Source organism: Micromonospora sp. SH-82, assembly GCF_051132485.1.
Classification (GTDB): Bacteria; Actinomycetota; Actinomycetes; order Mycobacteriales; family Micromonosporaceae; genus Micromonospora.
Map to the genome: position 1 here is coordinate 2,353,159 of NZ_CP148049.1, position 26,003 is coordinate 2,379,161.

At 71.2% G+C, this 26,003-nt stretch carries 20 protein-coding genes and 2 pseudogenes; 16 read left to right on the plus strand and 6 right to left on the minus strand.

Annotated features, from left to right (window positions below; all coding sequences use genetic code 11):
- Positions 1-912: 912 nt before the first annotated feature.
- The 9 genes and pseudogenes from WHN02_RS10925 to WHN02_RS10965 all read left to right on the plus strand — a co-directional run.
- A pseudogene (locus WHN02_RS10925) lies at positions 913-1,326 on the plus strand (hypothetical protein); the annotation flags it as partial.
- A gap of 284 nt (positions 1,327-1,610) precedes the next feature.
- A complete protein-coding gene (gene rpsB / locus WHN02_RS10930) occupies positions 1,611-2,492 on the plus strand; it encodes a 30S ribosomal protein S2 (protein ID WP_434743224.1) in 882 nt (293 codons plus the stop codon).
- Between the two features lie 129 nt (positions 2,493-2,621).
- Positions 2,622-3,449, plus strand: a complete 828-nt coding sequence (gene tsf / locus WHN02_RS10935) for a translation elongation factor Ts (protein ID WP_434743225.1) — start codon at positions 2,622-2,624, stop codon at positions 3,447-3,449.
- 163 nt (positions 3,450-3,612) lie between these two features.
- Positions 3,613-4,380 carry a UMP kinase gene (gene pyrH / locus WHN02_RS10940; protein WP_350896841.1) on the plus strand — a complete coding sequence of 256 codons (768 nt, stop codon included), beginning with the start codon at positions 3,613-3,615 and terminating at the stop codon, positions 4,378-4,380.
- A gap of 108 nt (positions 4,381-4,488) precedes the next feature.
- Positions 4,489-5,046: a ribosome recycling factor gene (gene frr, locus WHN02_RS10945; RefSeq protein ID WP_434743226.1), complete on the plus strand. Its 558-nt coding sequence runs from the start codon at positions 4,489-4,491 to the stop codon at positions 5,044-5,046.
- Between the two features lie 412 nt (positions 5,047-5,458).
- Positions 5,459-6,799 (plus strand): phosphatidate cytidylyltransferase, encoded by a 1,341-nt coding sequence (locus WHN02_RS10950; RefSeq protein ID WP_434743227.1) that lies wholly within the window; start codon positions 5,459-5,461, stop codon positions 6,797-6,799.
- A gap of 101 nt (positions 6,800-6,900) precedes the next feature.
- On the plus strand, positions 6,901-8,049 hold the full coding sequence (gene rlmN / locus WHN02_RS10955) for a 23S rRNA (adenine(2503)-C(2))-methyltransferase RlmN (protein WP_350896838.1): 1,149 nt from the start codon (positions 6,901-6,903) through the stop codon (positions 8,047-8,049).
- Positions 8,050-8,080: 31 nt separating this feature from the next.
- A pseudogene (locus WHN02_RS10960) lies at positions 8,081-8,260 on the plus strand (DivIVA domain-containing protein); the annotation flags it as partial.
- Between the two features lie 246 nt (positions 8,261-8,506).
- Positions 8,507-9,628 carry a DivIVA domain-containing protein gene (locus WHN02_RS10965; RefSeq protein ID WP_434743907.1) on the plus strand — a complete coding sequence of 374 codons (1,122 nt, stop codon included), beginning with the start codon at positions 8,507-8,509 and terminating at the stop codon, positions 9,626-9,628.
- A 96-nt stretch (positions 9,629-9,724) separates the two neighbouring features.
- Here WHN02_RS10965 and WHN02_RS10970 read toward each other — a convergent pair whose 3' ends face one another.
- Complete coding sequence (locus WHN02_RS10970; protein ID WP_350896836.1) at positions 9,725-9,946, minus strand: DUF2631 domain-containing protein; 222 nt, start codon at positions 9,944-9,946, stop codon at positions 9,725-9,727.
- Between the two features lie 236 nt (positions 9,947-10,182).
- On the opposite strand from WHN02_RS10970, the gene WHN02_RS10975 reads away from it, so the two are divergent.
- Together WHN02_RS10975 and WHN02_RS10980 are read left to right on the plus strand one after the other, a co-directional pair.
- Positions 10,183-11,754 carry a Rieske 2Fe-2S domain-containing protein gene (locus WHN02_RS10975; RefSeq protein ID WP_434743228.1) on the plus strand — a complete coding sequence of 524 codons (1,572 nt, stop codon included), beginning with the start codon at positions 10,183-10,185 and terminating at the stop codon, positions 11,752-11,754.
- A 71-nt stretch (positions 11,755-11,825) separates the two neighbouring features.
- Positions 11,826-12,809, plus strand: a complete 984-nt coding sequence (locus tag WHN02_RS10980) for a pyridoxamine 5'-phosphate oxidase family protein (protein ID WP_434743229.1) — start codon at positions 11,826-11,828, stop codon at positions 12,807-12,809.
- 182 nt (positions 12,810-12,991) lie between these two features.
- On the opposite strand, the gene WHN02_RS10985 is transcribed toward WHN02_RS10980, so the two are convergent.
- On the minus strand, positions 12,992-14,587 hold the full coding sequence (locus WHN02_RS10985) for a phytoene desaturase family protein (protein ID WP_434743230.1): 1,596 nt from the start codon (positions 14,585-14,587) through the stop codon (positions 12,992-12,994).
- Positions 14,588-14,861: 274 nt separating this feature from the next.
- Here WHN02_RS10985 and WHN02_RS10990 point away from each other — a divergent pair, with 274 nt between their 5' ends.
- Positions 14,862-17,084 carry an MMPL family transporter gene (locus WHN02_RS10990; protein WP_434743231.1) on the plus strand — a complete coding sequence of 741 codons (2,223 nt, stop codon included), beginning with the start codon at positions 14,862-14,864 and terminating at the stop codon, positions 17,082-17,084.
- 63 nt (positions 17,085-17,147) lie between these two features.
- A complete protein-coding gene (locus tag WHN02_RS10995; RefSeq protein WP_434743232.1) occupies positions 17,148-18,308 on the plus strand; it encodes an alkaline phosphatase PhoX in 1,161 nt (386 codons plus the stop codon).
- Here WHN02_RS10995 and WHN02_RS11000 read toward each other — a convergent pair.
- Complete coding sequence (locus tag WHN02_RS11000) at positions 18,278-19,162, minus strand: YhjD/YihY/BrkB family envelope integrity protein (protein ID WP_434743233.1); 885 nt, start codon at positions 19,160-19,162, stop codon at positions 18,278-18,280. The two genes, WHN02_RS10995 and WHN02_RS11000, sit on opposite strands and share 31 nt — an antisense overlap.
- Before the next feature lie 193 nt (positions 19,163-19,355).
- On the opposite strand from WHN02_RS11000, the gene WHN02_RS11005 reads away from it, so the two are divergent.
- Together WHN02_RS11005 and WHN02_RS11010 are read left to right on the plus strand one after the other, a co-directional pair.
- A complete protein-coding gene (locus WHN02_RS11005; RefSeq protein ID WP_434743234.1) occupies positions 19,356-19,532 on the plus strand; it encodes a GNAT family N-acetyltransferase in 177 nt (58 codons plus the stop codon).
- The gene (locus tag WHN02_RS11010) at positions 19,529-19,660 is read left to right on the plus strand and encodes a hypothetical protein (RefSeq protein WP_434743235.1); all 132 of its coding nucleotides are present in this window, start codon (positions 19,529-19,531) and stop codon (positions 19,658-19,660) included. The genes WHN02_RS11005 and WHN02_RS11010 overlap by 4 nt, the downstream gene beginning before the upstream one ends.
- A 165-nt stretch (positions 19,661-19,825) precedes the next feature.
- Here WHN02_RS11010 and WHN02_RS11015 read toward each other — a convergent pair whose 3' ends face one another.
- A complete protein-coding gene (locus tag WHN02_RS11015; protein ID WP_434743236.1) occupies positions 19,826-20,269 on the minus strand; it encodes a hypothetical protein in 444 nt (147 codons plus the stop codon).
- A 1,165-nt stretch (positions 20,270-21,434) separates the two neighbouring features.
- On the opposite strand from WHN02_RS11015, the gene WHN02_RS11020 reads away from it, so the two are divergent.
- Positions 21,435-21,764, plus strand: a complete 330-nt coding sequence (locus tag WHN02_RS11020) for a hypothetical protein (protein WP_434743237.1) — start codon at positions 21,435-21,437, stop codon at positions 21,762-21,764.
- Positions 21,765-22,133: 369 nt separating this feature from the next.
- On the opposite strand, the gene WHN02_RS11025 is transcribed toward WHN02_RS11020, so the two are convergent.
- Both WHN02_RS11025 and WHN02_RS11030 read right to left on the minus strand, forming a co-directional pair.
- Entirely contained in the window at positions 22,134-22,511 is a 378-nt protein-coding gene (locus WHN02_RS11025; protein WP_434743238.1) for a hypothetical protein, read from the minus strand.
- A 137-nt stretch (positions 22,512-22,648) separates the two neighbouring features.
- A complete protein-coding gene (locus WHN02_RS11030; RefSeq protein ID WP_434743239.1) occupies positions 22,649-25,840 on the minus strand; it encodes an FG-GAP-like repeat-containing protein in 3,192 nt (1,063 codons plus the stop codon).
- Positions 25,841-26,003 lie beyond the last annotated feature (163 nt).

Genomic DNA, 26,003 nt, shown 5'->3' on the forward strand with positions numbered 1-26,003 from the left:
GACGCCGAGCCGCCCGTCAGGTCGCTCGACCCGTTGCGCTCGGCGCCGCTGGGCGGGTATCCGATCGTCGAGCCGGGCCGGGGGGCCGAGCCGGTGCGTCCGGGCGACTTCGGTCGACCGGCCGACCCCGGTCGCACGCCCGACGTCGAGCGTCCGGCGGACTCCGGGCGTACCGCCGTCTCCGGCCGTGGCGTGGAGCCGCCGGTGGGACCCGAGCCCCTCCCGGAGCGGGCGGTGGGCTCGGAACACGGGCGGGCGGTCGCCCTGGAGCGCGGCCCCGGCGGTGGTCTCCAGCGCAGCCCTGCCGTGGAACGCGCCACCCCGGCGGTTCGGGGCCACGCTGCCGGCCGGGTCACGGAGACGGATTTCGCCGGGCAGCCCGGCCCGAGCACCGACCCGACCCGTACCGCCGACACGACCCGTACCACCGACCCGGGTCGGGGCCGGGATCCTCTGGGTGGAGCCGAGCCCGCCGAGGGGCCGGTGCCGCTCGGCGGCGTCGATCTCGCGCGTGGCGTGGATCCCGCCGGTGGCGACTCGCGGCGCGGCCCGGCACCCACGAGCGGCGTCCCCGCACCCCGTGGCGTCGACCCGACCCCGGGAACGGACCAGGGCCGTACCGGCGACCGGGACGTCCTCACCGACCCGGGTCGCGGCGGCGATCGGAGCCCGTTCGCCGATCTGGACCGTTCGGGCGACCGGAGTCCGTTCGCCGATCTGGCGCGGACCGGTGACCGGAGTCCGTTCGCCGACCTGGACCGGGCCGGTGACCGGGACCGCTTCGGTGAGCAGGCCCGGGAGGTCGGTGTCCGGCCCGGCGGGGACCAGCCCGGGGGGACCGATCCGGTACGCGGGACCGATCCTGCCGCCGAGCCGGGCCGCCCGCAGCCGCCGAACCCGATGGACCTGCCGACCGGGCCGATGTCCCCGATCACCCCCAGGTCGGACTTCGGGGGCCCGGCCGGTGAGCCGCTGACCTTCGGGGTGGACGCGGGTCGTCCGACCGGCGGGCCGGCGGGGGACGGGGTGTACCGGACCCGGCGGCCCGCGCTGGCCACCCTGCTCATCCTGCTGGTCGTGATCTTCGAGGTGCCCGCCCTGCGGGTGCTCTACAACGGGACCGTCGGCGATCCCCTCTCCACCGCCAACGTCGTGGTCGGGATCTTCCTGGTGCTCGGGCTGCCGATCTTCGCCGTCGGCCTGTACGGGCTGCGTACCGGTGGTCTCGCCCTCTCCGACGGGGGACGGGGCTGGCTCCGTCCGCCCACGGCGTACCTGGCGGTCGGCCTGGCGTTGTTCCTCGCCGCCGCGATCGCGGCCGGCTGACCCGGCCTCCGCCGCAGGTCCCGCCCTGATCCGGCCGCCCACCCCGCCGTGGGCGGCCGGATCAGGGGGTTCGGTCCCGGGGATCGGAGGGGGGCGTACACTGGGCGACTGGCGACCGCCTCGTGCGGTCGACCTCGCGTGCCCTCTCCACGGTTGTCGTGGAGCGACGGCCCTCCCTGGTCCCGGTCGAACATGATCGGGCCCACCACGGCCGGCGACCGGGCGCCAGGATGCCCGGCCGCCGGCCGGGCGGACCAACCAGGGACCACAAGGAGTACCCCACCATGGCCGTCGTGACCATGCGTCAGCTGCTGGAGAGTGGTGTCCACTTCGGGCACCAGACCCGCCGCTGGAACCCGAAGATGAAGCGCTTCATCTTCACCGAGCGCAACGGCATCTACATCATCGACCTGCGCCAGACCCTCGAGTACATCGAGAAGGCGTACGAGTTCGTGCGTACCACGGTGGCCGAGGGCGGGAGCATCCTCTTCGTCGGCACCAAGAAGCAGGCCCAGGAGGCCATCGCCGAGCAGGCGACCCGGGTCGGCCAGCCGTTCGTCAACCACCGGTGGCTCGGCGGCATGCTGACCAACTTCCAGACGGTGTACAAGCGGCTGCAGCGGATGAAGGAGCTGGAGGCGCTGGGCGACCTCAGCGGCACCGCCGTCGGCTACACCAAGAAGGAGACCCTGCAGCTCTCCCGCGAGAAGGTGAAGCTCACCAAGACCCTGGGTGGTCTGCGGGACATGCAGAAGCTCCCGGCCGCGGTGTGGGTGGTCGACACCAAGAAGGAGCACATCGCCGTCGACGAGGCCCGCAAGCTGGGCATCCCGGTGATCGCGGTGCTCGACACCAACTGCGACCCGGACGAGGTCGACTTCCCGATCCCGGGCAACGACGACGCGATCCGGTCGGCCGAGCTGCTCACCCGGGTCGTCGCCGCCGCCGTCGCCGACGGTCTGATCGCCCGTTCGGGCCGTCGTCGGGGCTCCGACGAGAAGCCCGAGCCGGGCCAGGTCGGCGCCGACGAGCCGCTGGCCGAGTGGGAGCGTGAGCTGCTCGAGGAGCCGAAGAAGGCCGACGAGCCGACCAAGGCCGACGAGCCGGCGAAGGCCGACGAGCCGGAGCAGAAGACCGAGCAGCCGGCGGCCGCCGCCGCCGAGTAAGGCGTACCGTCGCTCCCCACCGCCGGGTCGCCCCGGCGGTGGGGAGCGCTCGCCCCGCCCGGCACATCCCGCTCGTGACCGGGTGACCAGGCCGACCATTCACGCAGTCCCAACACCGAAGAGAGAGTCATGTCCAACTTCACCGCTGCGGACGTCAAGCGGCTCCGCGACCTGACCGGCGCCGGCATGATGGACTCCAAGAAGGCGCTGACCGACGCCGAGGGCGACTTCGACAAGGCCATCGAGATCCTGCGCGTCAAGGGCGCGAAGGATGTCGGCAAGCGGGCCGGGCGTACCGCCGCCAACGGGCTGGTCGCGCACTCCGGCAAGGCGCTGCTGGAGCTCAACTGCGAGACCGACTTCGTCGCCAAGACCGACGCCTTCATCGCCCTGGCCCAGCAGCTGGTCGAGCACGGCGAGACCGCCGGTGTCGCCAACGCCGAGGAGCTGCTCGCCTCGACCCTCGACGGCAAGAGCGTCGCCGACGTGGTCCAGGAGCAGTCCGCCAAGATCGGTGAGAAGCTGGTGCTGAACCGCTTCGCCAAGGTCGACGGCACCACCGCCGTCTACCTGCACCGCAAGAGCCAGGACCTGCCCCCGGCCGTCGGCGTGCTCGTCGAGTACAGCGGCAAGGCCGACGAGGCCGCCGACTCCGACGCCCGTGCCGTCGCCATGCAGATCGCCGCGATGCGGCCGAAGTTCCTCACCCGTGACGAGGTGCCTGCGGACGTCGTCGAGTCCGAGCGGCGGATCGCCGAGCAGACCGCCCGCGAGGAGAACAAGCCCGCGGCCGCCCTGCCGAAGATCGTCGAGGGTCGGGTCAACGCCTTCTTCAAGGACTACGTCCTCGTCGAGCAGTCGTCGGTGGCGGACAACAAGAAGACCGTCAAGCAGGTGCTGGCCGAGGCCGGCATCGAGGTGACCCGGTTCGTGCGGTTCGAGGTCGGCCAGGCCTGAGCCGTGCCACGGACGCTCCGGCGTCCGTGCGGGGGAAGCATCGACGAGGAGGCCGCAGGTGTACGTCACAGGCACCGCGGCCTCCTCTTCGCATAGGGTCGTCAGCGGCAGGCCCGCAGGGCGCGGGCAGGCAGGGGCACGCGGGTGAGGGGAAGGGCGGCGGATGACGCAGGGTGTGAGTGACCGGGGTCCGGGGGCGGAGGATCCGACCGCACCACCACCCGGCCGGGCCCGGCGGGTGGTGCTGAAGCTCTCCGGTGAGGTCTTCGGCGGTGGGGCGATCGGCGTCGACCCGGACGTCGTCCAGGCGATCGCGCGACAGATCGCGACGGTGGCCCGCCGGGGCGTGCAGGTCTCCGTGGTGGTGGGTGGGGGCAACTTCTTCCGCGGCGCGGAGCTGCAGAAGCGCGGTATGGACCGCGCCCGGGCCGACTACATGGGCATGCTCGGCACCGTCATGAACTGCCTCGCGCTGCAGGACTTCCTGGAGAAGGAGGGCATCGAGACGCGGGTGCAGAGCGCTATCACCATGGCGCAGGTCGCCGAGCCCTACATCCCGCTGCGGGCCATCCGACACCTGGAGAAGGGCCGTGTGGTCATCTTCGGTGCCGGGGCCGGTATGCCGTACTTCTCCACCGACACGGTGGCCGCCCAGCGGGCCCTGGAGATCCACGCGGACGTGGTCCTGATGAGCAAGAACGGCGTGGACGGCGTCTACAGCGCCGACCCCCGGGTGGACCCGACCGCCAGCAAGTTCGAGTCGATCACCTTCTCCGAGGTCCTGCGGCGTAATCTGCGGGTGGCCGACGCCGCCGCGTTCAGCCTCTGCATGGAGAACGGCCTGCCGATGCTCGTCTTCGGCGCCCAGGGCGACGACACGATCATCCGGGCCGTCGGGGGCGAGAAGATCGGCACCCTGATCACCGCCTGACCGCGCCGGCTTCCACCCGCCGGGGGCCGGGTACGCCGGGCGTGGCCAGCTCACCGGCCCTCCGAGACCCACCAGCCACGACGAGCACAAGAAGGAGGCGAGGCAGCGGTGATCGACGACACCCTCCTCGAGGCCGAAGAGAAGATGGACCGTGCGGTCGAGCACGCCAAGGAGGAGTTCGGCGCGATTCGTACCGGCCGCGCCAACGCCGCCATGTTCTCCAAGGTCATCATCGAGTACTACGGCACCCCCACCCCCTTGCCGCAGATGGCCTCGATCGGGGTCCCCGAGCCCCGCATGGTGATCATCAAGCCGTACGACAACTCGCAGATCGGCGCCATGGAGAGGGCCATCCGCGACTCGGACCTCGGCGTGAACCCGAACAACGAGGGCAACCAGCTGCGCATCCTGCTCCCGCAGATGACCGAGGAGCGGCGCCGGGAAATGATCAAGGTCGCCCGGAACAAGGGCGAGGAGGCCAAGGTGGCCATCCGCAACATCCGCCGCAAGGGCAAGGAAGAGCTGGACCGGCTGGTCAAGGACGGCGAGGTCGGCGAGGACGAGGGCCGGCGCGCCGAGAAGGACTTGGACGACCTGACCCAGCGGTACGTGGGCACCGTCGACGACATGGTCAAGCACAAGGAGACCGAGCTGCTCGAGGTCTGAGCCGCTCGCCGACGACCGCCGGCGACGCCGTGGCACCGGGTGTGTGCGCCCTGCGGGCGTGCCTCCGGTGCCACCCTGCTTCTGCGGCCCGAACCAGGTCAGGCCCGGGTCGGGTCCAGCTCCAGCTTGAGGTCAGGCCCGGGTCGGATTCAGCCCGAGTTCAGCTCCAGGTGCAGGTCAGGCCCCGGATGGGCGGGTTCGGACCGAGAACCGGCCGCTGCCCGGTCGGTCGTCCACCCGGCCCGCCGGCCGAGTGCAGTAGGCTCGGCACGATTCCTGGCAGCCACGGGTGCACGGCAGGAGTCATCCGTCCGTCGGGCGGACCACATCGAACGGAACAGTCGCGCCGGTAGGGGATGATCGTGTTTCTGCGTCCTGTGGTGGTACCTGTACCTCGTTCGTCCGGTTCGTGATGTCCCCTCTCGACCCCTACAGCGGCACCGAGTCGCGCGGTTGGGACCGCCCCGAGCCGGGGCCGGGGTTGCCCTGGCCGGACCGGGACATGGAGCCGGGCCCGAGCCCACTGGCGGCCCGGCAACCCGGACCCCTGCCCGGCCGGTACGCCGAACCGGCCGACCGGGAGACGCCCACCGACCCGTACGGCGCCCGACCGGTCCCGGCCACGGGCCGCCCCGAGTCGGGAACTCCCGCCGGTGACCGGAACGACGTGCCCGCCACCGACCCCGGGGTCTCCTCAGCCGTGGGTGCGGCAGGACCGGCGACCCCGACCCCGGCCCCCGGCACGGGCCTGGGCCGGCCGTCCGCCTCCGGCCCCGCACAACCGCCGGTGGACGAGCGGCCCACCGCCCAGTTCGCCGCGATCAGGCCGGAGCCGGAACCCGGGTCGGATCCGGATCCGCAGGAGCCCTCGGACCGGCGTGGCCCGGGTCGCCGACGGGCGAGCGCCGATCGCCCCGCGACCCAGCAGCCGAGGCCGAACCGGGCCGGACGGAACCTGCCGGCCGCGATCGGGGTGGGGCTGGCGCTGGGCGCGCTGATCCTCGTCCCGCTGTTCACGTACCCGCCCGCCTTCCTGCCGGTGATCGCGGCCGCGGTGGGGGTCGGGGTCTGGGAGATGAGCCGGGCGGTACGCCGGGTCGGCGCCCGACCACCGACGGTGCCCCTGGTCGCCGGTTCGGTGCTCACCATCGTGCTGGCCTGGTGGGCCGGCCCGGACGCGCTCACCCTCGGTCTGCTGGTGACCATCGTCGGTGCCACGATCTGGCGGCTCGGCGACGGGTTCAAGGGCCTCAAACCGGACCTGGTCGCCATCGCGATGATCGCGGTCTACGTGCCCTTCCTGGCCGGTTTCGCGGCCATGCTGGCAGCGGTCCCCGACGACGGACACTGGCGGGTGCTGGTCACCCTGGTGGCGGTGGTCCTCTCCGACACCGGCGGGTACGCGACCGGGGTGTCGTTCGGTCGGCACAAGATGGCCCCGAGCATCAGCCCCAGCAAGTCCTGGGAGGGCTTCGCCGGCTCGGTGCTCGCCGCAGCGGCCGGCAGTGCGGTGCTGATCTGGTTGCTGTTCGACGTGGCTCCCTGGTGGGGGGCGCTGTTCGGGGTGGCCGTGTCCGGCGCTGCGGTCCTCGGTGACCTCGCCGAATCCATGATCAAGCGGGATATCGGGATCAAGGACATGAGCACCCTGCTGCCCGGGCACGGGGGGCTGATGGACCGCCTGGACTCGATTCTGTTCGCCGTACCCGCCGCGTACCTGATCCTGGCGGTCTTCGTACCGGTGGTGAGCTGAGGGATGACCCGCGTCGGCCCGCCGCCGTTGCGCCGACCAGGGTGGGTTCGGCGCCTCCGGAAGGATGCGTCCGGGCCGCGACGTGGGAGACTGGACGTGCCATGACGAGTCTGCCCTTGATCCCCGTCACGTCGGACGCTCCGGCCCGCCGCGCCGCGATGCCGCCCCGCCACCTCGCCGACCTCGACCTCGCCGGCCGCCAGGCGGCGGTCACCGAGTTGGGGGAGCCTGCCTTCCGGGCCCGACAGCTCTCCACCCACTACTTCGGTCGCCTGGTGCGGGACCCGGAACAGATGACCGACCTGCCTGCCGCCGGTCGGGCTCGGCTGGCCGGGGAGCTGATGCCCACCCTGCTCACCGCGGTCCGCGAGTTGGCCTGCGACGACGGTGCGACCCGCAAGGCCCTGTGGCGGCTGCACGACGGCGCACTGGTCGAGAGCGTCCTGATGGGCTATCCCGACCGGGTCACCGTCTGCATCTCCAGCCAGGCCGGATGCGGCATGGCCTGCCCGTTCTGCGCCACCGGCCAGGCCGGTCTGACCCGTAACCTCTCCACCGCCGAGATCGTCGACCAGGCCGTCTACCTGGCCGGGGTGGCGGCCTCCGGTGCGGTGGCCGGTTCACCGTCCCGGCTCTCGCACGTCGTCTTCATGGGCATGGGTGAGCCGCTGGCCAACTACTCCCGGGTGGTGGGGGCGATCCGACGACTGATCGCGCCGCCGCCGGAGGGCCTCGGGTTGTCCCAGCGGCACATCACCGTCTCCACCGTGGGTCTGGTCCCCGCCATCCACCGCCTGGCCAGCGAAGACCTCGGGGTGACCCTTGCGCTGTCCCTGCATGCGCCCGATGATGATCTGCGCGACGAGCTCGTGCCGGTCAACCAGCGCTGGAAGGTGGCCGAGGTGCTGGAGGCTGCGTGGGAGTACGCGGAGCGGACCGGCCGGCGGGTGTCGATCGAGTACGCGATGATCAAAGAAGTGAACGACCAGCCGTGGCGGGCCGACCTGCTCGGCCGGTTGTTGGCGGGGAGGCGGACCCACGTCAACCTCATCCCGTTGAACCCCACTCCGGGCAGCCGGTGGGACGCCAGTCCCAAGCCGGTGGAGCGGGAGTTCGTCCGGCGGCTCCGCGCGGCGGGCGTCTCCACCACCGTGCGGGACACCCGGGGCCAGGAGATCGACGGAGCGTGTGGGCAACTCGCGGCCGCCGAGGACACGGAGACCGAGCCGCCGCGGGAGGCGACGGCGTGACCGGGCTCAGCGAACAGGACCAGGAGACATAGTGGCGAGTCAGGGTCAGCGGTTCCGGCGCAAGGCGCTTCGCCGCGGTTACAAGGTCGATGAGGTCGACGCCTTCCTCGACCGGGTGGAAGCCACCCTCGACGGCCAGCCGGTCGGTGCCCCGGTGGCGTCGCAGGAGGTCCACGACGTCGTCTTCCGGGTCCGGTTCAACGGCTACGACGAGTGGCAGGTGGACCTGCACCTGGACCGGGTCGAACGGCAGTTGGCCGAGCTGGAGGAGCGCGGCGACGCCGCGAACCGGGACGCGGAGACCCGGATCACCGACCGGGTCGGCCTCCCGGACCGCGACCGGATGGTCCCGCGCGACCGGACGAGCCCTCCCGACCGTCAGGGTCCCCCGGACCGGATGGCCGCCGCAGGCCGGATGGGTCCCCCCGACCGGATGGGTCCGCCGGATCGGGACCGGATGGGTCCGCCGGACCGGATGGGTCCCCCTGATCGGATGGGTCCGCCCGACCGGATGGGTCCCGGGGACCGCATGGGTCCGCCGGATCGGGACCGGATGGGTCCGCCGCCGGATCGGGATCGGATGGGTCCGCCGGACCGGATGGGTCCCCCTGATCGGATGGGTCCGCCCGACCGCATGGGTCCCCCTGACCGGATGGGTCCGCCGCCGGATCGGGACCGGATGGGTGCCCCCGACCGGATGGGTCCGCCGGATCGGATGGGTCCCCCCGACCGGATGGGTCCCGGGGATCGGATGGGTCCGCCCGACCGGATGGGTCCGCCGCCCCGCGACGACCGGGGTCTGCCGCCCGGCGCGCCGTCGATGCCCCCCCGGGCACTGCCGGCGCAGGCCGGCCCGCCACCCGAGCGGTACGGCCGTTACGAGGAGTCGACCGGAGCCTTCGCCGGTGGGTACGAGCAGCAGCGCGGTGGGTACGAGCCGCCCCGGGCCCCGACGGGTCCGGGTCCGGGTGGACCGGGTGCGCCGATCGGCCACGGTGGTCCGCCGCCTCGTGGTCTGCCGGCCGGTCCGACCGGGTACGACCAGGACGAGTCCCGCTTCGACTCGTACGGTCCGGGAGAGTCCCGGTACGACGGGTACGGGTCGGACGAGCCCCGCTTCGACGGCTTCGCCGCCGGTCGACACGGGCGGCCGGACATGACCGCCGAGATCCACATGCCGGAGCGTGAGCTGCGGGGGCGTGGTCCGGGTGGCCCGCCGCCGCAGCAGCCGCAGATCGCCGGTCCGCCGGCGGGCGGTCCACCCCCGGCCGGTCCCGGTGCCGGTGGTCCGCCTGCGGTGGCCGGTCCGCCGATGGCCGGACCCCCCGGCAGCGACCTCTACCAGGTCGACCAGATCCGGCGCAGTTTCCAGGTGCGCCGCTTCGGCAGCGGGTACGACCCGGACCAGGTGGACCACTTCTTCGAGAGCCTGCTCAGCGGGATGGCCGGTCGTGGCCCGATGCCGGTGAACCCGAAGGACCTGGACACCCTCCGGTTCGGCCTGGTGCAGGGAGGCTACTTCGAGGCCGAGGTCGACGAGGCCCTGAAGAACGTGCAGGACATCCTCTTCGGCCGTTGACCCCACCTCGGTGGCCGGCAGGGAGAGACCCCACGCAACGCCGACGGCCGGGTGGGCCGGTTCGGGCGGGCTGTCCGGGCGCGAACGGAACCCGGGTCAGGACCGCAGGCCGTTGCGGCGCAGCACCACGTCGCCGATCACGATGCCCAGCAGCAGGACGGCCAGTCCGACCAGCCAGAGATCCTCGACCCTGCCCTCGTGGTTTCCGCACAGCATGGAGAGCAGCGCCAACGCGGTGACCACCGCGCCGATCCGCCCGGCCTTGCGGTGTCCGGGCTTGTGCTGATCTGGCGACGTCACCGGCTCACTTCCAGCCACTGTCGGTCCTTCCTCGCGATCGGATCTCCGGTTAGTCTGGCACGCCCCGTGTCGGCGTCGGTGTGGGGTCCGCCCTGATGGTGCCCGTGGACCTCGGGTGGGGGCCCCGACGAGCTGCTGCCGAAGGTCCCGTGCCGGTGGGGCGGAGGGCACTACCGGCGTCGCGGGTGGGTGGCGACACTGCCTCCGGTAGCGTTCTGGCGTACGCCTTGATTGCCTTGTTAGGGAGAACTGCGGTGCGAGTGACCGGTACGGGACATGCCAGCATGCGGATCGACACCCCTGCGGGCAGCATCCTGTGCGACCCGTGGGTGAACCCTGCGTACTTCGCCTCGTGGTTCCCCTTCCCGGACAACTCCCAGCTCGACTGGGAGACCCTGGGCCAGGTCGACTACCTGTACGTGTCGCACCTGCACCGGGACCACTTCGACGCGGCGCACCTCAAGCGGTACGTCTCGAAGGACGCCACGGTCCTGCTGCCCGAGTTCCCCACCTCGGAGATGGCCGACGAGCTGCGGGAGTTGGGCTTCACGAAGTTCCTGAAGGCGCCGAACGAGCAGGTGGTGGAGCTCGACGGCGGGCTCAAGATCATGATCCAGGCGTTGACCAGCCCCACCGACGGCCCGATCGGCGACTCCTCCCTCTGGGTGGAGTACGACGGGGTACGGCTGCTCAACCAGAACGACGCCCGCCCCACCGACCTGAGCGTCTTCGCCGAGCTGGGTCACGTGCACGCCCACCTGCTCCAGTTCTCCGGCGCGATCTGGTACCCGATGGTCTACGAGCTGCCGCAGGCGGCGAAGTCCGCGTTCGGCAAGCAGAAGCGGGAACGGCAGTTCGACAGGACCTGGCGCTACATCGACGACCTCAAGGCCGACAACGTCTTCCCGATCGCCGGCCCGCCGTGCTTCCTCGACGACGAGCTGTGGCAGTTCAACGACATCCACGGCGACGAGGGGAACATCTTCCCCGACCAGTCGGTCTTCCTGTCCGAGTACGCGAAGGTGGGCGGGACGAACGGGATCGTCCTGCTGCCGGGCAGCGTCGCGGAGGTCACCACCTCCGGCGCGACCACCACCCACCCGCAGCCGGTGGAGGAGTTCTTCGCGAACAAGGTCGCCCACCTGGAAGAGATGCGTGAGCGTAAGCGGCCGGTCATCGAGGCGGAGAAGGCCTCCTGGCGGCACCCGGAGATCGACGTGCTCAAGGAGCTCAAGCAGCGGGTCGAGCCGCTGCTGGAGGAGTCGATCTACCTGGCCAAGGGGGTCGGTGGTCCGGTCCGCTTCGACCTGGTCGGCTACGACGGCGACAGCGTCGAGTCGATCGTGGTGGACTTCCCGGGCAAGCAGGTCAGGTCGTACGCCGACGAGAAGGTCCGGTACCGGTTCCGGACCGAGCGGGCGCTGATGGAGCACCTGCTGCACATCGGCGAGGTGGACTGGGTGAACTCCCTCTTCCTGTCCTGCCGGTTCTCCGCCGCCCGGATCGGCCAGTACAACGAGTTCGTGTACGCCTTCTTCAAGTGCCTGTCCACCGAGCGTCTCCAGTACGCCGAGGGCTGGTACGACGAGCACGAGCGGTCCGTCGACGCCGAGGACATCACCCTCGGTGACTGGACGGTCCAGCGTCGGTGCCCGCACCTGAAGGCGGACCTGAGCCGGTTCGGCATCGTCGACGGTGACCAGCTCACCTGTCAGCTGCACGGCTGGAAGTTCGACCTGCCGTCGGGCCGCTGCCTGACCAGCGTCGGCCACAAGGTCCGCGCGCACCGGGTGGGCGAGACGCCGGAGACCGTCGAGGCATCGTAGGCGCCATCGGCATCGATCCGGGTCACTGACTTGCCCGGCATCGAGCCGGTTCACTGATTACGATGCTGGCCATGCAGCAGCCCTTTAGCGCCGTCGTGTCCGATTCCGCGCTCGGTACGGCGATCTCCGCCTACCGCACCTGTGAGCTGGCCACCCTCGCCAAGGACGGGACACCGGTCGCCTGGCCGACTTCCGGACTGCTGCGCCCGGACGGCACGATCATGGTCACCACCTCGTTGGGATACCCGCAGAAGGCCTTCAACGTCCGCCGCGATCCCCGGGTGGCGCTGCTCTTCTCCGACCCCACCGCCAGTGGGCTGGACCAGCCGGAGCAGATCCTGGTACGCGGCACGGCTGACTGCCCCGACCAGGTGCACACCGAGCCGACCGGGGACCTGGGCGCCTTCTGGGCCCAGATGTTCCGGCGTCAGCCGGTCAGTCGTCAGTACCTCGACTGGCCGGCGACCATGTTCACCGACTTCTACTTCATGCGGTTGCTCATCACCGTCACTCCGACCGAGGTGACCACCCGTCCGCTGCCGCCCCCCACCGACGCTGCGACCGAGGTGGCCGACCGTCCGCTGCCGACCCCCACCGACGCCGCGACCGTCGGGCACAGCTCGTTGGTCGGCGCGGAGGTGGTGTCGGCGTACCCGAGTGTGGTGTTGGCGGCCCGGGACGCCGCCGGGGCGCCGCTGCTGGTGCGGACCACCGTGACCGTCGGCGCGGACGGCTACCGGGTACGGGTGCCGGAGGGGGTCGACCCGGCCGAGGGTCCGGCCTCCCTGCTGGTCCACCGGCACGACGCGGAGCTGTCGAGCCTGCACAACGCCAACGTGCGTGGTGAGCTGGTGCACGGCGTCGACGGCTGGACCCTGCACCCCCGGCGACTGGTCGAGCCGGCAGCCCGGCACAAGCCCCGCCCGACGGACCAGCTGCGCACCATCCGTACCCTCCGGGCCGCCACCCGCCGCTACCTGCGCCGACGCGGCTGGTCGCGCCCGACCGTCCCCTGGGCGGCCTACCGCGCCCTCCGCCCCGACACCGACCACTGACCCCTGACCACTGACCCCTGACCACTGACCCCTGACCCAGCTCCCGCCCGCGGCTCTCGCCGCATTGATCAAGGGATTTGCGTCACCAGAGCGGCCGTCCGTGACGCAAACCCCTTGATCAACATCGGAAACCGGGCTCGGCGGGGGCGCTGAGGGTGGGGTGGGGTGGGGGGCAGGGATGGTCAGGGGGTCAGGTCGGTGAGGATGCGGCGGGCGGCGTTGTGGCCGGCGGCCCCGATGACGCTGCCCGCCGGGTGACAGCCGGCGCTGCCCGCGTACACCCCGGGGACCCCGGTGGCGTACGGCATCCGGTCGGCGAAGGAGACCGTGTTGTCGACGTGGTGGATGTGCCCACCGGTGATCCCGAAGTGGGCCTCGATCCCGGGCGGGGTCAGGGGCACCGCGTCGGCGATCAGGTCCCCGGTGCCCGGGGCGTACCGCTCGACGATCCCCACCAGGTGTTCCACGTACCCGGGCAGGGCCTGCTCCCAGGTGGTGCCGGTCAGTGCGTAGGGGACCGACTGGACGAACAGGGCCGAGGAGTGGTGTCCCTCGGCGTCCCGCAGCGAGGGGTCGACTGTGGTGTGCAGGTACCACTCGATGGTCGGCTCGACGGGCAGTCGCCCGGCCCGTACCTGCTCCCACATTCCCCGAAGGGCGGCCATCGGGGGCTCGCCCGCGCCCCCGACCAGGCTGGCCGAGCCGGGGAGCAGGTGGATCGTGGAGCCGAAGGGGCTGGGAGCCTCCTGCGGCAGGCAGGAGAAGCGGGGCAGCCCGGTCAGGGCCAGGTTGACCTTCAGGGTGGTGCCGGTGCGCCGGACCCCCGCCATCCGCGCGGTCAGGTCCGCCGGGAGGGCGCCCTCGGGCAGCAACCCCATCAGCCGGTACGGGTCGCAGGCCCCCAGCACCACCGGGGCGGTGACCTGCCGGCCGTCGGCGAGGACCACCCCCTCGGCGGCCCCCTGCGCCAGGGTGATGGCGGTGACCGGGGTGCCGGTGAGGATGGTGGCCCCGGCGGCGCGGGCGGCCTCGGCGAAGGTCCGGGAGACGGTCCCCATGCCCCCCTGCGCGATCATCCACGTCCCGTCCGCCCCGGGTAGACGGCACATGTTGTGCACGAGAAAGTTGTGACCCGTCCCGGGGTCGTCGGGGCCGGCGGTGAGCCCGGAGAGGCCGTCGGTGACCGCGTACATGCTGACCAGCAGTTCGGAGCGGAACCCGAAGCGGGCCAGGTAGTCGGCGACGGAGCCCCGGACCAGGTCCAGGAAGACCTGCCGCAGGGCGGGGCGCAGGTACCGCTCGGCGGTCTCCTCCACCGGCAGGGGCTCGGCGAGCCAGGCCGGGGCGAGATCCTCCCGAAGGTCGGCCAGTTCGGCCTGCATGGCCTCGTCGGCGGCGAGGTCGGCGGGGGAGAAGAACTCCGCGAGCTGAGCCCGGGTCGCCGCCCGGTCGCTGCCCATCAGCAGGTACGGCGAACCCGGACCCCCTGGGGTGGGCAGGAAGTAGTGCGGGTCCCGGCGCAGCACCGGGATCCGCAGGTCGAGGGTGGCGAGCAGTTCGGGGGGCATCAGCCCGAGCAGGTACGACCCGGTGGAGTGGGCCAGCCCGGGGACCTTGGGAAAGGGGTGCTCGGTGCGGGTGGCTCCCCCGATCACCTCGGCCGCCTCCAGAACCACCACCGTCAGCCCGGCCCGGGCCAGCAGGACGGCGGAGACCAGTCCGTTGTGCCCGGCCCCGACGATCACCACGTCGGCCCGAGCGGGCAGCTCGCCACTCATACCCCGGCAGCCTAGCCCCGATCCGGAGCCCCGAGTGCCCGTCAGCGTCGCCTGCCGCCCCCTACCGCGTCGATCAAGGGGTTCGCGTCACGGATCCGGCTGCCGGTGACGCAAATCCCTTGATCAACACGAATGGTCGGAGGGGGTGAGTGGGGCATCGAGTGGGTGGGGTGGTGCCTGTCGGCGGGGAGGAGGCCCTTCCTTACGGTATGCGTGAAGAAGGTGCCCTTCCTGACCCCGGGGCGCCTCGTGGTCGTTCGGGAGGAAGCCGCACATGTTCGCCTGGTGGGGACGGGTGGTGGTACGGGCACGATGGGCCGTACTGGCTGCCGCGGTGGCCCTGGTGGTGCTCGGGTCCACCTGGGGGGTGGGCGTGTTCGGGCAGCTCAGCGGTGGTGGGTTCGACGATCCGGCCAGTGAGTCGAGCCGGGCGGCGGAGCGGATCGCCACCGAGCTGGGGCCCCAGGGGGCCGACCTGATCGTGCTCTGGTCCGCCCGGGAGAACGGGCAAGGCGCGGAAGGAGGCACGTCGGGCGGGACCGTGGAGGATCCGGCCTTCCGGGACCCGGTGACCGCCACCGTCGCCGGACTGCGCGAGCAGCCCTCGGTGGCCAGTGTCACCACCTGGTACGACACCCAGGCACCGGCCCTGGTCTCGACCGACCGGCGGGCCACCTACGCCCTGGTGCAGCTAAACCCCCGGGACGAGGACGGCAAACTCGCCGCGTACGAGGAGCTGCGCCCCCGGTTGGACGCCCCCGGGCTGCGTACCCAGGTCGGCGGGGCGGTCGCCTTCCTGGAGACGGTGAACACCCAGACCACCCGGGACATCCTCCGGGCCGAGCTGATCAGCATGCCGATCCTGCTGGTGCTGCTGGTGTTGATCTTCGGTGGTCTGATCGCTGCCTCGATGCCCCTGCTGGTCGGCGGGCTGGCCATCCTCGGGGCGTTCGTCGCCGTCCGGGTGGTCAACCTCTTCACCGACGTGTCGATCTTCGCGATCAACGTGATCACCCTGATCGGGCTGGGGATGGCCGTCGACTACTCCCTGTTCGTGGTGAGCCGGTTCCGGGAGGAGGTGGCCGCCGGGCGCAGCACCTCCGCCGCCATCGCCCGCACCATGGTCACCGCCGGGCGGACCGTGTTGGTCTCCGGGCTCACCATCGCCCTGGCCATGGCCAGTCTGCTGATCTTCCCCCAGCCCTTCCTGCGCTCCATCGCCCTGGGCGGGATGGCCGCCGTCCTGGTCGCCATGCTGGGGGCGTTGACCGTCCTGCCGGCCCTGCTGGTGGTGCTGGGTCGCCGGATCGACGCCCTGCGGGTACCCCTGCCCTGGCGACGCAAGGGGCCGGCCCGCCCGCCCGAGCCGGGTAAGGGAGCCTGGGCCCGGATCGCGCACAGCGTGATGCGCCGCCCGGTGCCGTACCTGCTGGGGGTCACGATTCTGCTGTTGGCCCTGGCCACCCCCACCCTGCGGATGGAGTTCGGCGGGGTCGACGAGCGGGTGCTGCCGACCAGCGCCGGCCCACGGCAGGTGGCCGAGCGGATCGCGGACGAATTCCCCGGCGGCAGTGTCGCCCCGATCGACGTCCTCGTCTCCGGCGCGTCCCCGGAGACCGTCCAGACCTTCACCGCCCGGGTCGCGCAGGTGCCGGGGGTGACCGGGGTGACCCCCACCGCCAACCGGGGGGAGTCGACACTGCTCGCGGTGAGCTACGCGGGTGAGCCCACCGGCGACGAGGCCCACGACGTCGTACGGGCGCTGCGGGCACTGCCCGCCCCCGACGACGCGGAGGTGCTGGTCGGCGGGCGACCGGCCGCCGACCGGGACCTCCTGGACAGCCTCGTGGAGCGGCTGCCGTGGATGGCGGTCCTGATGGCCGTCGCCATCCTGATCCTGCTCTTCCTGGCCTTCGGGTCGGTGCTGCTGCCGATCAAGGCGGTGCTGATGAACCTCGTCTCGATCGGGGCGTCGTTCGGCGTGGTCGTCTGGGTGTTCCAGGACGGGCACCTGGCCGACCTGCTGCGCTTCACCCCCACCGGGTTCATCGAACCGACGAACCCGATCCTCATGCTCGCCGTGCTGTTCGGTCTCGCCACCGACTACGAGGTGTTCCTGCTGTCCCGGGTACGGGAGGAGTGGGACCGGACCGGGGACAACACCGCCTCGGTCGCCGCGGGCCTGCAGTACACGGGGCGGATCATCACCGCCGCCGCGCTGCTGCTGATCGTCGTGGTCGCCGGGTTCGCCACCGGCGGGATGACCTACCTGAAGCTGATCGGCATCGGGATGATCGTGGCGATCGTGGTCGACGCCACCCTGGTCCGCATCCTGCTGGTGCCCGCGACGATGCGACTGATGGGCCGGTGGAACTGGTGGGCCCCGGGACCGTTGGGTCGGGTCTACCGCCGGTGGGGCATCCGCGAGGCCACCGACGAGGAACTGGACATGATTCCCGGCGGCCCGGGGGAGCCGCACTCCACGCTCAACCGATAGTGGAGGTGATCGATACCCGGCGGACCTATAGTCGGCCGGGTATCGACACATCGGGAGGAATCCATGGATCGTCGTACCGTGCTGCGCGCCACAGTCATCGGCGCGGGCACCGCCGCCTTCTCCGGGGCGCTGTGGCAGCAGGCCTTCGCCGCCACCGCTCAACCCGGCCCCAGCCCGTACGGGCCGCTGCTCGCCGCCGACGCCAACGGCATCCAACTACCCGCCGGCTTCACCAGCCGGGTGGTGGCCCGCTCCTCGGAGCCGGTCGCCGGCACCTCGTACGTCTGGCATCCGGCACCCGACGGCGGGGCCTGTTTCCCCTCCGGTACGGGCTGGATCTACGTGTCCAACTCGGAGGTCCTCCAGCGGGGTGGGGTCTCGGCGATCCGGTTCGCCGCCGACGGGTCGATCACCTCGGCGTACAAGATCCTCGACGGGACCAACTGGAACTGCGCCGGTGGCGCGACCCCGTGGGGCACCTGGCTGTCCTGTGAGGAGACGCCCTTCGGGCGGGTCTTCGAGACCTGGCCGGAGGGGAACCGCGCGGCCGAGGTGCGGCTCGCGATGGGGCGGTTCACCCACGAGGCAGCCGCCTGCGACCCGGACCGGGAGGTCATCTACCTGACCGAGGACCGGGCCGACGGCTGCTTCTACCGGTTCGTCCCGGAGACCTGGGGTGACCTGAGGACCGGTCAGCTCCAGGTGCTCTGCGCCCCGGAGGAACAGACCAGCGGGCCGGTGACCTGGGTCGACATCCCCGACCGGGGCGGCGTCCCGGTGCCCACCCGCAGCCAGGTGGAGGGGGCCAAGCCGTTCTTCGGCGGCGAGGGATGCTGGTACGACAGGGGCGTCTGCTACTTCACCACCCAGGGCGACAACCGGGTGTGGGCGTACGACGCGGTCAACGAGACCATCGACCTGGCGTACGACGACGACCTCGTCCCGGCCGGCACCGCGCCCCTGACCGGGGTCGACAACATCACCGGATCCGGCGGCGGGGACCTGTACGTCGCCGAGGACGGCGGCAACATGGAGATCAACATCATCACGCCGACCGGGGTGGTCGCCCCGTTCATCCGGATCCTCGGGCAGGACACCTCGGAGATCGCCGGCCCGGCGTTCTCCCCGGACGGTCAGCGGTTCTACTTCTCCTCCCAGCGTGGCACGGCAGGGGTGAACGGCGGAGGCATCACCTACGAGGTGACCGGCCCCTTCCGGGCCTGACCGGCGGTCGGGGTGGCGGCGGCTCCGGCCCGCCGGACCCGCCACCCGGACAGCGCCAGGGTGGCGGAGTAGCCGGCGAGCACGATCACGTGGAACAGGTACAACCACAGCAGCACCGCCACCCCGGCGCCGATCTCGTCGAACCCGCCGAAGGGGATCCCCAGGTCCAGCGGCAGGGAGCAGAAGAGCACGAAACCGTGCAGGAAACCGGAGAGGTTCGCCGCGGTGAAAGACCCGACGCCCAGCGCGGAGAGCCAGTCCGGGGAGGCCGGGCCGACCACCCGGAACACCCAGAGCAGAACCGGGGTGAGCACCAGCCACACCCCCAGGAACGACAACACGATGCCGCCGAACCCGATCCACCCGCCCTGCCGGACCAGCCCGGTGGTGGTGGGCAGGGCGAGCAGGATGCTGAACAGCAGGGCGGGCGCCGGGGCGAGCAGGGGGAGCAGCAGCAGCCGTCCCCGCCAGCCGACCAGGGACTCGTCGGGGTTGGGCGGCTTGGCCACCGACACGAACGCCCGGCGCAGCCCCTCGCCGTAGAGCGATGCCGGGAGCAGGGCCGCCAGAGCCAACAGCGGGGTCAACTCCACCCCCGCGTCAACCAGCGCCTCCACCGCCCGGGGCGCACCGATCGCGTCCGGCAACGTCTCCACGGCGTACGAGGCGAGCCGGCGTACCCGGTCCGCCCCGGCGGCCAGCCCGGTCAACCAGATGGCCAGCAGTGCCACCGGGACCACGGCGATCGCCGAGTAGAAGGTGATCGCGGCGGCGTGCAGCGACAGGTCCCGTCCGCGTACCGGCCGGAAGGCGGCACTGGTGATCCGTTTCGCCCGCTGCCATCCGCTGCCCATGGCGATTCTCTTCCCCGTACCCTCTTCCGGCACGCATCACGATCAGGCTTCATGACGATCGTCTCCACCGACCGGCTTCTTGTGCGTAACTGGACCGAGGCCCCTGCGGATCTGGCCCGGTTCTTCGACATGTACTCCCGGACCGAGGTGGCCCGTTTCCTGGCCGGCCCCGGCCTGCCCCATCGATCTCGTCGTGGGCACCGCCCTGGTGCATCCGCTTCCCGGGCGGGACACCACTCGCCTCACCGACGACATCGAGGTGGGATGGCACCTGCACCCTGACTCGTGGGGCCGGGGGTACGCCACGGAGGCCGCCCGAGTCCTCGTCGACCGGAACTGGCCCTCGGCACCCCGCTGGTGCACGCCGTGATCCACCCGGAGAACAGCGCCTCCATGGCGGTGGCGCGTCGGCTCGGCATGACCCACGTCGGTCGGCGGACCGACTGGTACGGCGGCGAGGAACTGGAGACGTTCGTCCGGCACCGGACGGAGAACTGAGGCCTGCGGTTCGCCCGATGACTGATGACTGATGGCTGATGACCGGAGCCCGGTGACCGTCGCTGCCACCGGACTCCCTCAGAAGGGCAGCGCCCTGCCGTCGACTATCCGATTCCGTGCCTCATCGGTCGACGTCACCGCGACCTGCTGACCCCTCGTACCCGGTCATCTGACCCGGTGCAGTACGCGGTGCTCGTGGTCCTGCAGGTGGTCGTGGTGCTCGTGGTTGTCGAACTGCCTACAGGGTTGGCTGCGGTCCTTGCACGGGTGACTGTCGTCCTTGCAGGGGTGGGTGTCGTCCTTCTCCGCTTGACGGCGGTAACCGACGATCGCCGAGACCCGCAGGGCCGCGACCTCACCCGGCGACAACGGCCGGCCGCTGCTGCTCGCGGCGGCCAACGCCCGCCGGGCCTCCGCGTACAACGGTGATCCCTGCAGGCCGTGGTCGTTGAGGATGCCCAGCACCTGGTTGATGGCGGCGATGTTGCTGACCCGTTCGATGGCCTCCCGGGCCTGCTGCTGGTCTGGTGCGACGCGGGGCATTTTACTATTCCTGTGGGCGTCGTCACCGCTGCGTTCTCGGTGCTGCATGCTGTAGTAGACGGTCATTCCTGGGCCTCCCGGAAGGTGGGTGTGTGGACGTGCGCCTCACCTACGGCCCGCCCCCACCAGCGGTTCAGAGAGAACCGGAACGAAATGTGTGTCCCAGCTCATTACAAATGAGGCTGTCCGACACAAAATTCACCGATGTCGCATTCGTGACCGGCCTCACCGACAATACGACGCGAACAGTGGTGTCTCACGGGCCGCCCGCCCAGCTCGCCCCCTTTCCGCGACCCGACCCGACCCGACCTGACCCCGGCCTGACCGACCTGACCAGACCCGGCCGGACCTGACCTCGGCGGAGTCGAAGAGGTATGGGCGGCTGGCCCTTGGCTTTGGCTGGCTTTGGCCCCTGGTTTTGGCCCTTGGCCTCTGGCCCCCTGTCCCCCTGGCCTCTGGGCGAGGCGGGGGAGGGAGCGGTAGCGACGGCGAGTCGCCTGGCCGCGGCGCAGGTGTCGCCTCGGTGCCTCGGGCGTCCGGTGTGGGGTGTCCCGGGTCTGGTCGCGGGGTCCGGTGTGGCTGTGTCGCCCTGGGTCTGGTCGGGCGGGGTCTGGTGCGGCGCTACCGCCCTGGGCCTTGATCGTAACTCCGCCGTGGGCATGGTCGCGGCTCCGACACCAACCCCTCTCGGGCCTGTTCACAGGTCTGTCGGAGGTGTCGCGCCGGCCTCGTCGCACGCCCGGCAGGGGTAGTGCGTCGGAGACTGTCGAGCTGCCCCCATGAATGGGGCGGCATCCAGCTGATCGTGGCCTCCTCGCCTCCGCTGGGCGCCTGCCCCGCTGGCCCGCTGGTCCCCTGCGATCGTCGGCCCTCTGCGTCCGCTGGTCCTCTGCTTTGGCCCGTTACGTCTGCTGGCCCACTGCGTCCACCGGCCCTCCTTGGTCCTCTGCGTCTGCTGGTCGTCTGGGTCCGCTGGCCCGGTGGTGCCTGCTGGCCTGGTTCGTCCGGTGGCCCGCTGCGCTCTGTTGACGGATGAGCCCTTGTGGGGGTTCGCCCGGTCCGTCCGCTGCCTGGTGCGTCCGGTGTCCTGGTGTTCGCGAGGGCGGACGACGTCGTAGGTGATCCCGACGTTCTGCAGGTACGACCGGGGTCGGAGTGGTGCCACGCCGTCCCGACAACAGGGGCGTGGGAACGCGCCGCGATGGGCGGGACAGCGGACTCGGTCTCACAGGTGGAGCAGCTCGAAGCCTTCGGCGTGCCTGCCGTTACCGTTGCCGTCGTTGCCGTCGCCATCGTGGCTGATGCCGGCGATGAGCGGTCGTACGTCTCGATGGCTGCCGTGGGACAGGGGCGGTCTCACGGGTGGGGCAGCTCTATAGCGTTCAGCGCACCTACCGCGCCGATGCCGATGCCGCCGATTTCGGTTGCCGTGCGCGCCGTCGCCGCCGATTTCGGTCGCTTGTGCGCGCATGCCCGGCCGATTCCGGTCGCCGTACGCGCCGCCACCGATTCTGGTTGGCGCTGCTTCCGATTCCGTTGCCGTATGCGCCGTCCCCGCTGATTGCGGTTGGCGTTGCCGCCGACTCGGGTCGCTGTATGTGCTGCCGCTGCCGAGTCGGATGGCGGTAGCCGTGTTTCGGCCCTTCCGATGGGCGTCGCTGCATCCTTACTCGTCGGAGGTCGTCGCTGGGTTCGATCTTGTCGGGGATCTGCTGCCGGCGTTTTCGGTCGGGCGATCGGGAGGAGGTTCGGTTGGGGTGTCGCTTGTGGAGTCGTGAGAATCGCCGTTGATCGGGTGATGTTCCATTCTGATTTCTGAAAAGCCGGGTGTGCGTACACGATGGGGGAGGGACGGCCGGGACGTGCGACGAAGCCCGGTGGACCGGAGGGTCGGCACCGGGCTTCGTCGTCGAGGAGAGCGAGGTCTGAGTCAGAGGGTTCGATGCTGGGTCGGGGTCTCTTCGAGGGACGGGTCGAGGTGCTCGACGGGAGGACTGGGCCGGCTCTCCTGGCTCTCGACCCGGTCCTCCCGGGTGGCGGCGGCGACGCGTACCGCTGCGATCTGGCTGGTCGCGACGGGCTGGCCGTTCGCGGCCAGGTCCCGCTTGCGGCGGGCCTCCGCGTATTCCGGTGTGCCGACGAGGTGGTCCTCTTCCAGGTCGCTGAGGACGCTGTCGAAAGCGGCGGCGGTCTTCTGCTGCTCGATGACGTTCTGCATCTGCGGGTCGTCGGCCTCGAAATGGATACCGCCGGCCTTACGGCGGGTCTCGTCCTCGGTGGGCACCGGGTGTTCGATGGGCATCGACATTTTTCCAGCCTCCGTCGGTAGTCGGCAGTCGGGTGTGGTGCCGACTACGGACGGAGGTGGCGGCTGGTTCGGCGGCGTACGCCATGGATCGTGTGCCGAATCCCATGGCATGAAGTGCGCCGACAACGGGTAGTGCGTCAGCCGAAGGATTTCATTCCGTTCCAGTCTGCCCCCAACACCACTTTGACCGGGGTCCCGGTGTTGGTGCGGGACGGGTAGTAGAGGCGGATCTGCCCGTCGGAGGCGAACCGGACCCAGAAGTCCGGCACCCCGTCGCCGTTGACGTCGGGGATGGCGATCAGCACGTTGATGTTCGCCTCCGACCAGCCGGTGCCGTACGAGACGTCACCGTCGCGGGAGGCGGCCGCCTGCTTGAGCGAGTTCAGGTCGACGCTCCCGGTGACCGGGCCCGGACGGCCGTGCCGGACGTACATGTTGCCGTTGTCCAGGTTGCGCCAGAGCAGGTCCGGGGTGCCGTCCTGGTCGACGTCGGCGACGTTGACCACCTCCCGGCGGGCCCAAGCGGTGCCCTCCATCAGGGTCGCCTCCTGGAAACTGGCCCCGGTGTAGCCGGACAGCGCCCACATGGCGGTGCCGGCCCTGACGAACAGGTCGGGCAGCCCGTCGCCGGTGACGTCACCGATCGCCTTGATCTGCGTCCAGGTGGCCGGGTCGGGGGCGTCGGCGGGGAGGAGGACCCGCAGCCGTCTGTCGACGTCGAAGCTGCCGTACCCGTCGCCGGGGTAGAGCCAGAACCGGCCGTCGGGGGTACGGGCGAACAGGTCGGTGGAGCCGTCACCCGGGTACGCGTCGGCGTACTTGGTGATCAGGGCGGCCTTCCCGGTGCCCGGGTCGAACCAGTGGCCGGACGGGTTCAGGACGTTGCCCTTCGTGTACGACCCGGCGAGCCACGAGTACAACTCCCCGCCCTCGTCGCCGACGTAGTTGCGCAGGTTCCCGGTGGCGTCGACCAGGATCAGGTCGGGAATCCCGTCACCGGTGGTGTCCGCGGGCTGGTCGGCGATGTCCCGGGGCGGGACGTAGAACGTGTAGTCGGTACGGAGACTGCGGTTGCCGACCGTGTCGAAGGCGTAGACGTGCAGGGTGACCGGCCCGGAGTGTCGGGGTGCCAGGTTCGGCACCTCGGCGACCCCGTTCGTGGCCGGTATGTGGGTGATCCCCACGCTCTCGTAGGAGTAGCTGAACTGGGTGGCCCCCTCGGCGGTGAACCGGATCGGGCCGGTCTCGCCGAACTTCCGGGTGGACCAGGTGGCCCCGTCCGGGGTCGCCTCCAACCACACGGTGCTGGTGACCGTCGGGGCGGGCGGTGCCGAGGCGTCGATGGTGAACCGGCAGGGTTCGCTGCCGGGCGGGTAGTACGACGAGTTGGCGTTCGAGTGGTCCTCTGCGCGGACGTCCCAGGAGTAGGTGGCCTGATCGACCAGGGCGCTGGCCTGGATCGTCAGGGTGGCGTAGCCGTTGTTGTCGGGGGTGACGAGGGTGCCGGCGGGGACCGTCGTGCCGGTCCGCCACCACCGGAAACGCAGGCTCTTGAGGTTGCCGTTGGCGTCCTTGCCGGTGGCCGAGAGGGTGATCGCGGTACGGGCGATGGTGACCCCGGCACCGGGGCCGGGCACACAGTCGCCGCCGGGCGTGTTCCTCCCGCCCGTCGGCTCGTTCGGCGGGGTGTTGTGGACGACCGTCATCTCGGCGCTGTTGGCGCGGAACTTGCGCCAGGTGAGGGTGTCGGACTCGCTGGTGGCGCGCATGCCCAGGGTGATGCTCGCCCACCCCTTGTCGGCGGCCTCCTGGGCGGCGTTGATGACGTTGAAGCTGACGTAGTCGCGGTTGCAGTTCGAGCCGTACCCGTGGGCGAAGGACCGGCGCTGCTGGAGGGTCCGCCACTCGGGTTGCTTGTTCCAGGTGGTGCTGGAGGAGATCGCCCCGGTGAGCCAGAGCTGCATCTCCCGGTTGGTGCAGGACCAGGAGTGGGTGTTCTCCACCCGGAAGGTGGCCGAGCTGACGGTGGTGCCCTTGATCTTGGCGTCGTACTGCATCCGCCAGAAGGACCGGGTCAGCAGGGGGGTCTGCTGTTCGTAGCCGACCCGGGCGTCGGAGGTTCCGGTGTTGAAGTTGGTGCTGTAGAAGGTGTTTGTGTTGGGGTGCTGCCGCAGGACGGTGGCCCAGGACTGCATCCGGCTGTGCAGGGTCGGGTCGAGGAAGAGCGGGAAGACCGCCTCGGGATCGGTGAGCAGGCCGGTGGCGGCGGCGTCGAGGTGCAGTCGGGCCTCGCCGGTGCGGTCGCCGTCGAGACGGGTGGGCATCGGCGCCTGCCGGGCACCGGGCTCGGGTCCACCGAGGCCGGAGAGCTGGAGGACGTCGGCGGTGGTGGCCACCGAGGTCCGGGGCGCGACCTCCGGGGAGGCGGGTGCCCGTCCGGCGGAGTCCCAGGCGGCGGGGGTGGGGATCGAGCTGACCTCCTTCCCGGTCTCCGGGTCGAGGATCCTGACCCCGCCGGTGGCGGCGTTGTGTTCGAAGACCGCCGTGGTGGAGCGGAGCCCGTAGGTCAGGGAGGTGACTGCGTCGGTGGTGGCCGGGAGGTTGTTCTTGACGATCAGCAACTGCCCGAAGCCGCCCTCCTCGCGGGCGACGACGAGCAGGTCCACTCCGGGGCGTACCTCGGGGTAGAGGGCACGGGGACCGTCGAGGACCGGCTCCGGCAGCGGGCCGGGCCAGAGGTAGCCGATGGTGTGGTCGCCGACCTCCACCTCGGCCAGGACGGACTCGGTGGGGTCGCCCTGGGGGGTGGTCCGGGCGACCGGGACGAGCCGGAGGGACTGGGTGGTCCCGTCCCGCTTCCGGTCGTCGGCCGGTCGGTCGGCCGCGACGGTGCCGCCGGAGAAGCGGACCTCGTCGGGGGCGTTCACCGGTCGGATGTCCAGACCGCCGGGGGTCCGTGCGCTCCGGGTCAGGGTGGTGTCGATCGGTGCCCATCCACCGGTGTCGGTCTTCAGTCGGCGGGGCAGGGCCGAGATCGTGGTCCGCAGCTGTCCGTCGGGAAGCGCCCACGTCTGGGACGTCTCGGTGGTGGTGGTCTCCACCGCCACCTCCTGCCCGGTCCGCAGCGCCTCGGCCACCGCTGTCGCCTGGTCCTTCTCGACGGCGGCCGGTGCCGCCTCGGTGACCCGGTCACGCCCGGCACGGGGGTCGGCGGTTCGCAGCCAGTACGGCAACGAGGTCGCCAGCAGGGCGGCGACCAGGAAACCCAGGGTGCACAACAGCCGGGTGCGCGTACGCACGAAGGGTTTGAGCAGGCGTGGCGCGGTCACGGCGGTCTACTCCCGTGGGGGCCGGCGGGACAGGGGAGGCAACGACGATCAGCCCCTTCCGGCAGCGCCGGGGGGCCGATCGCGGGCACACGATCCCATGTCGACGTTCGGTTGCGTTAGAACCAGGAGGTTTACCTATTCGTGATGATCACGGATTGGTGAT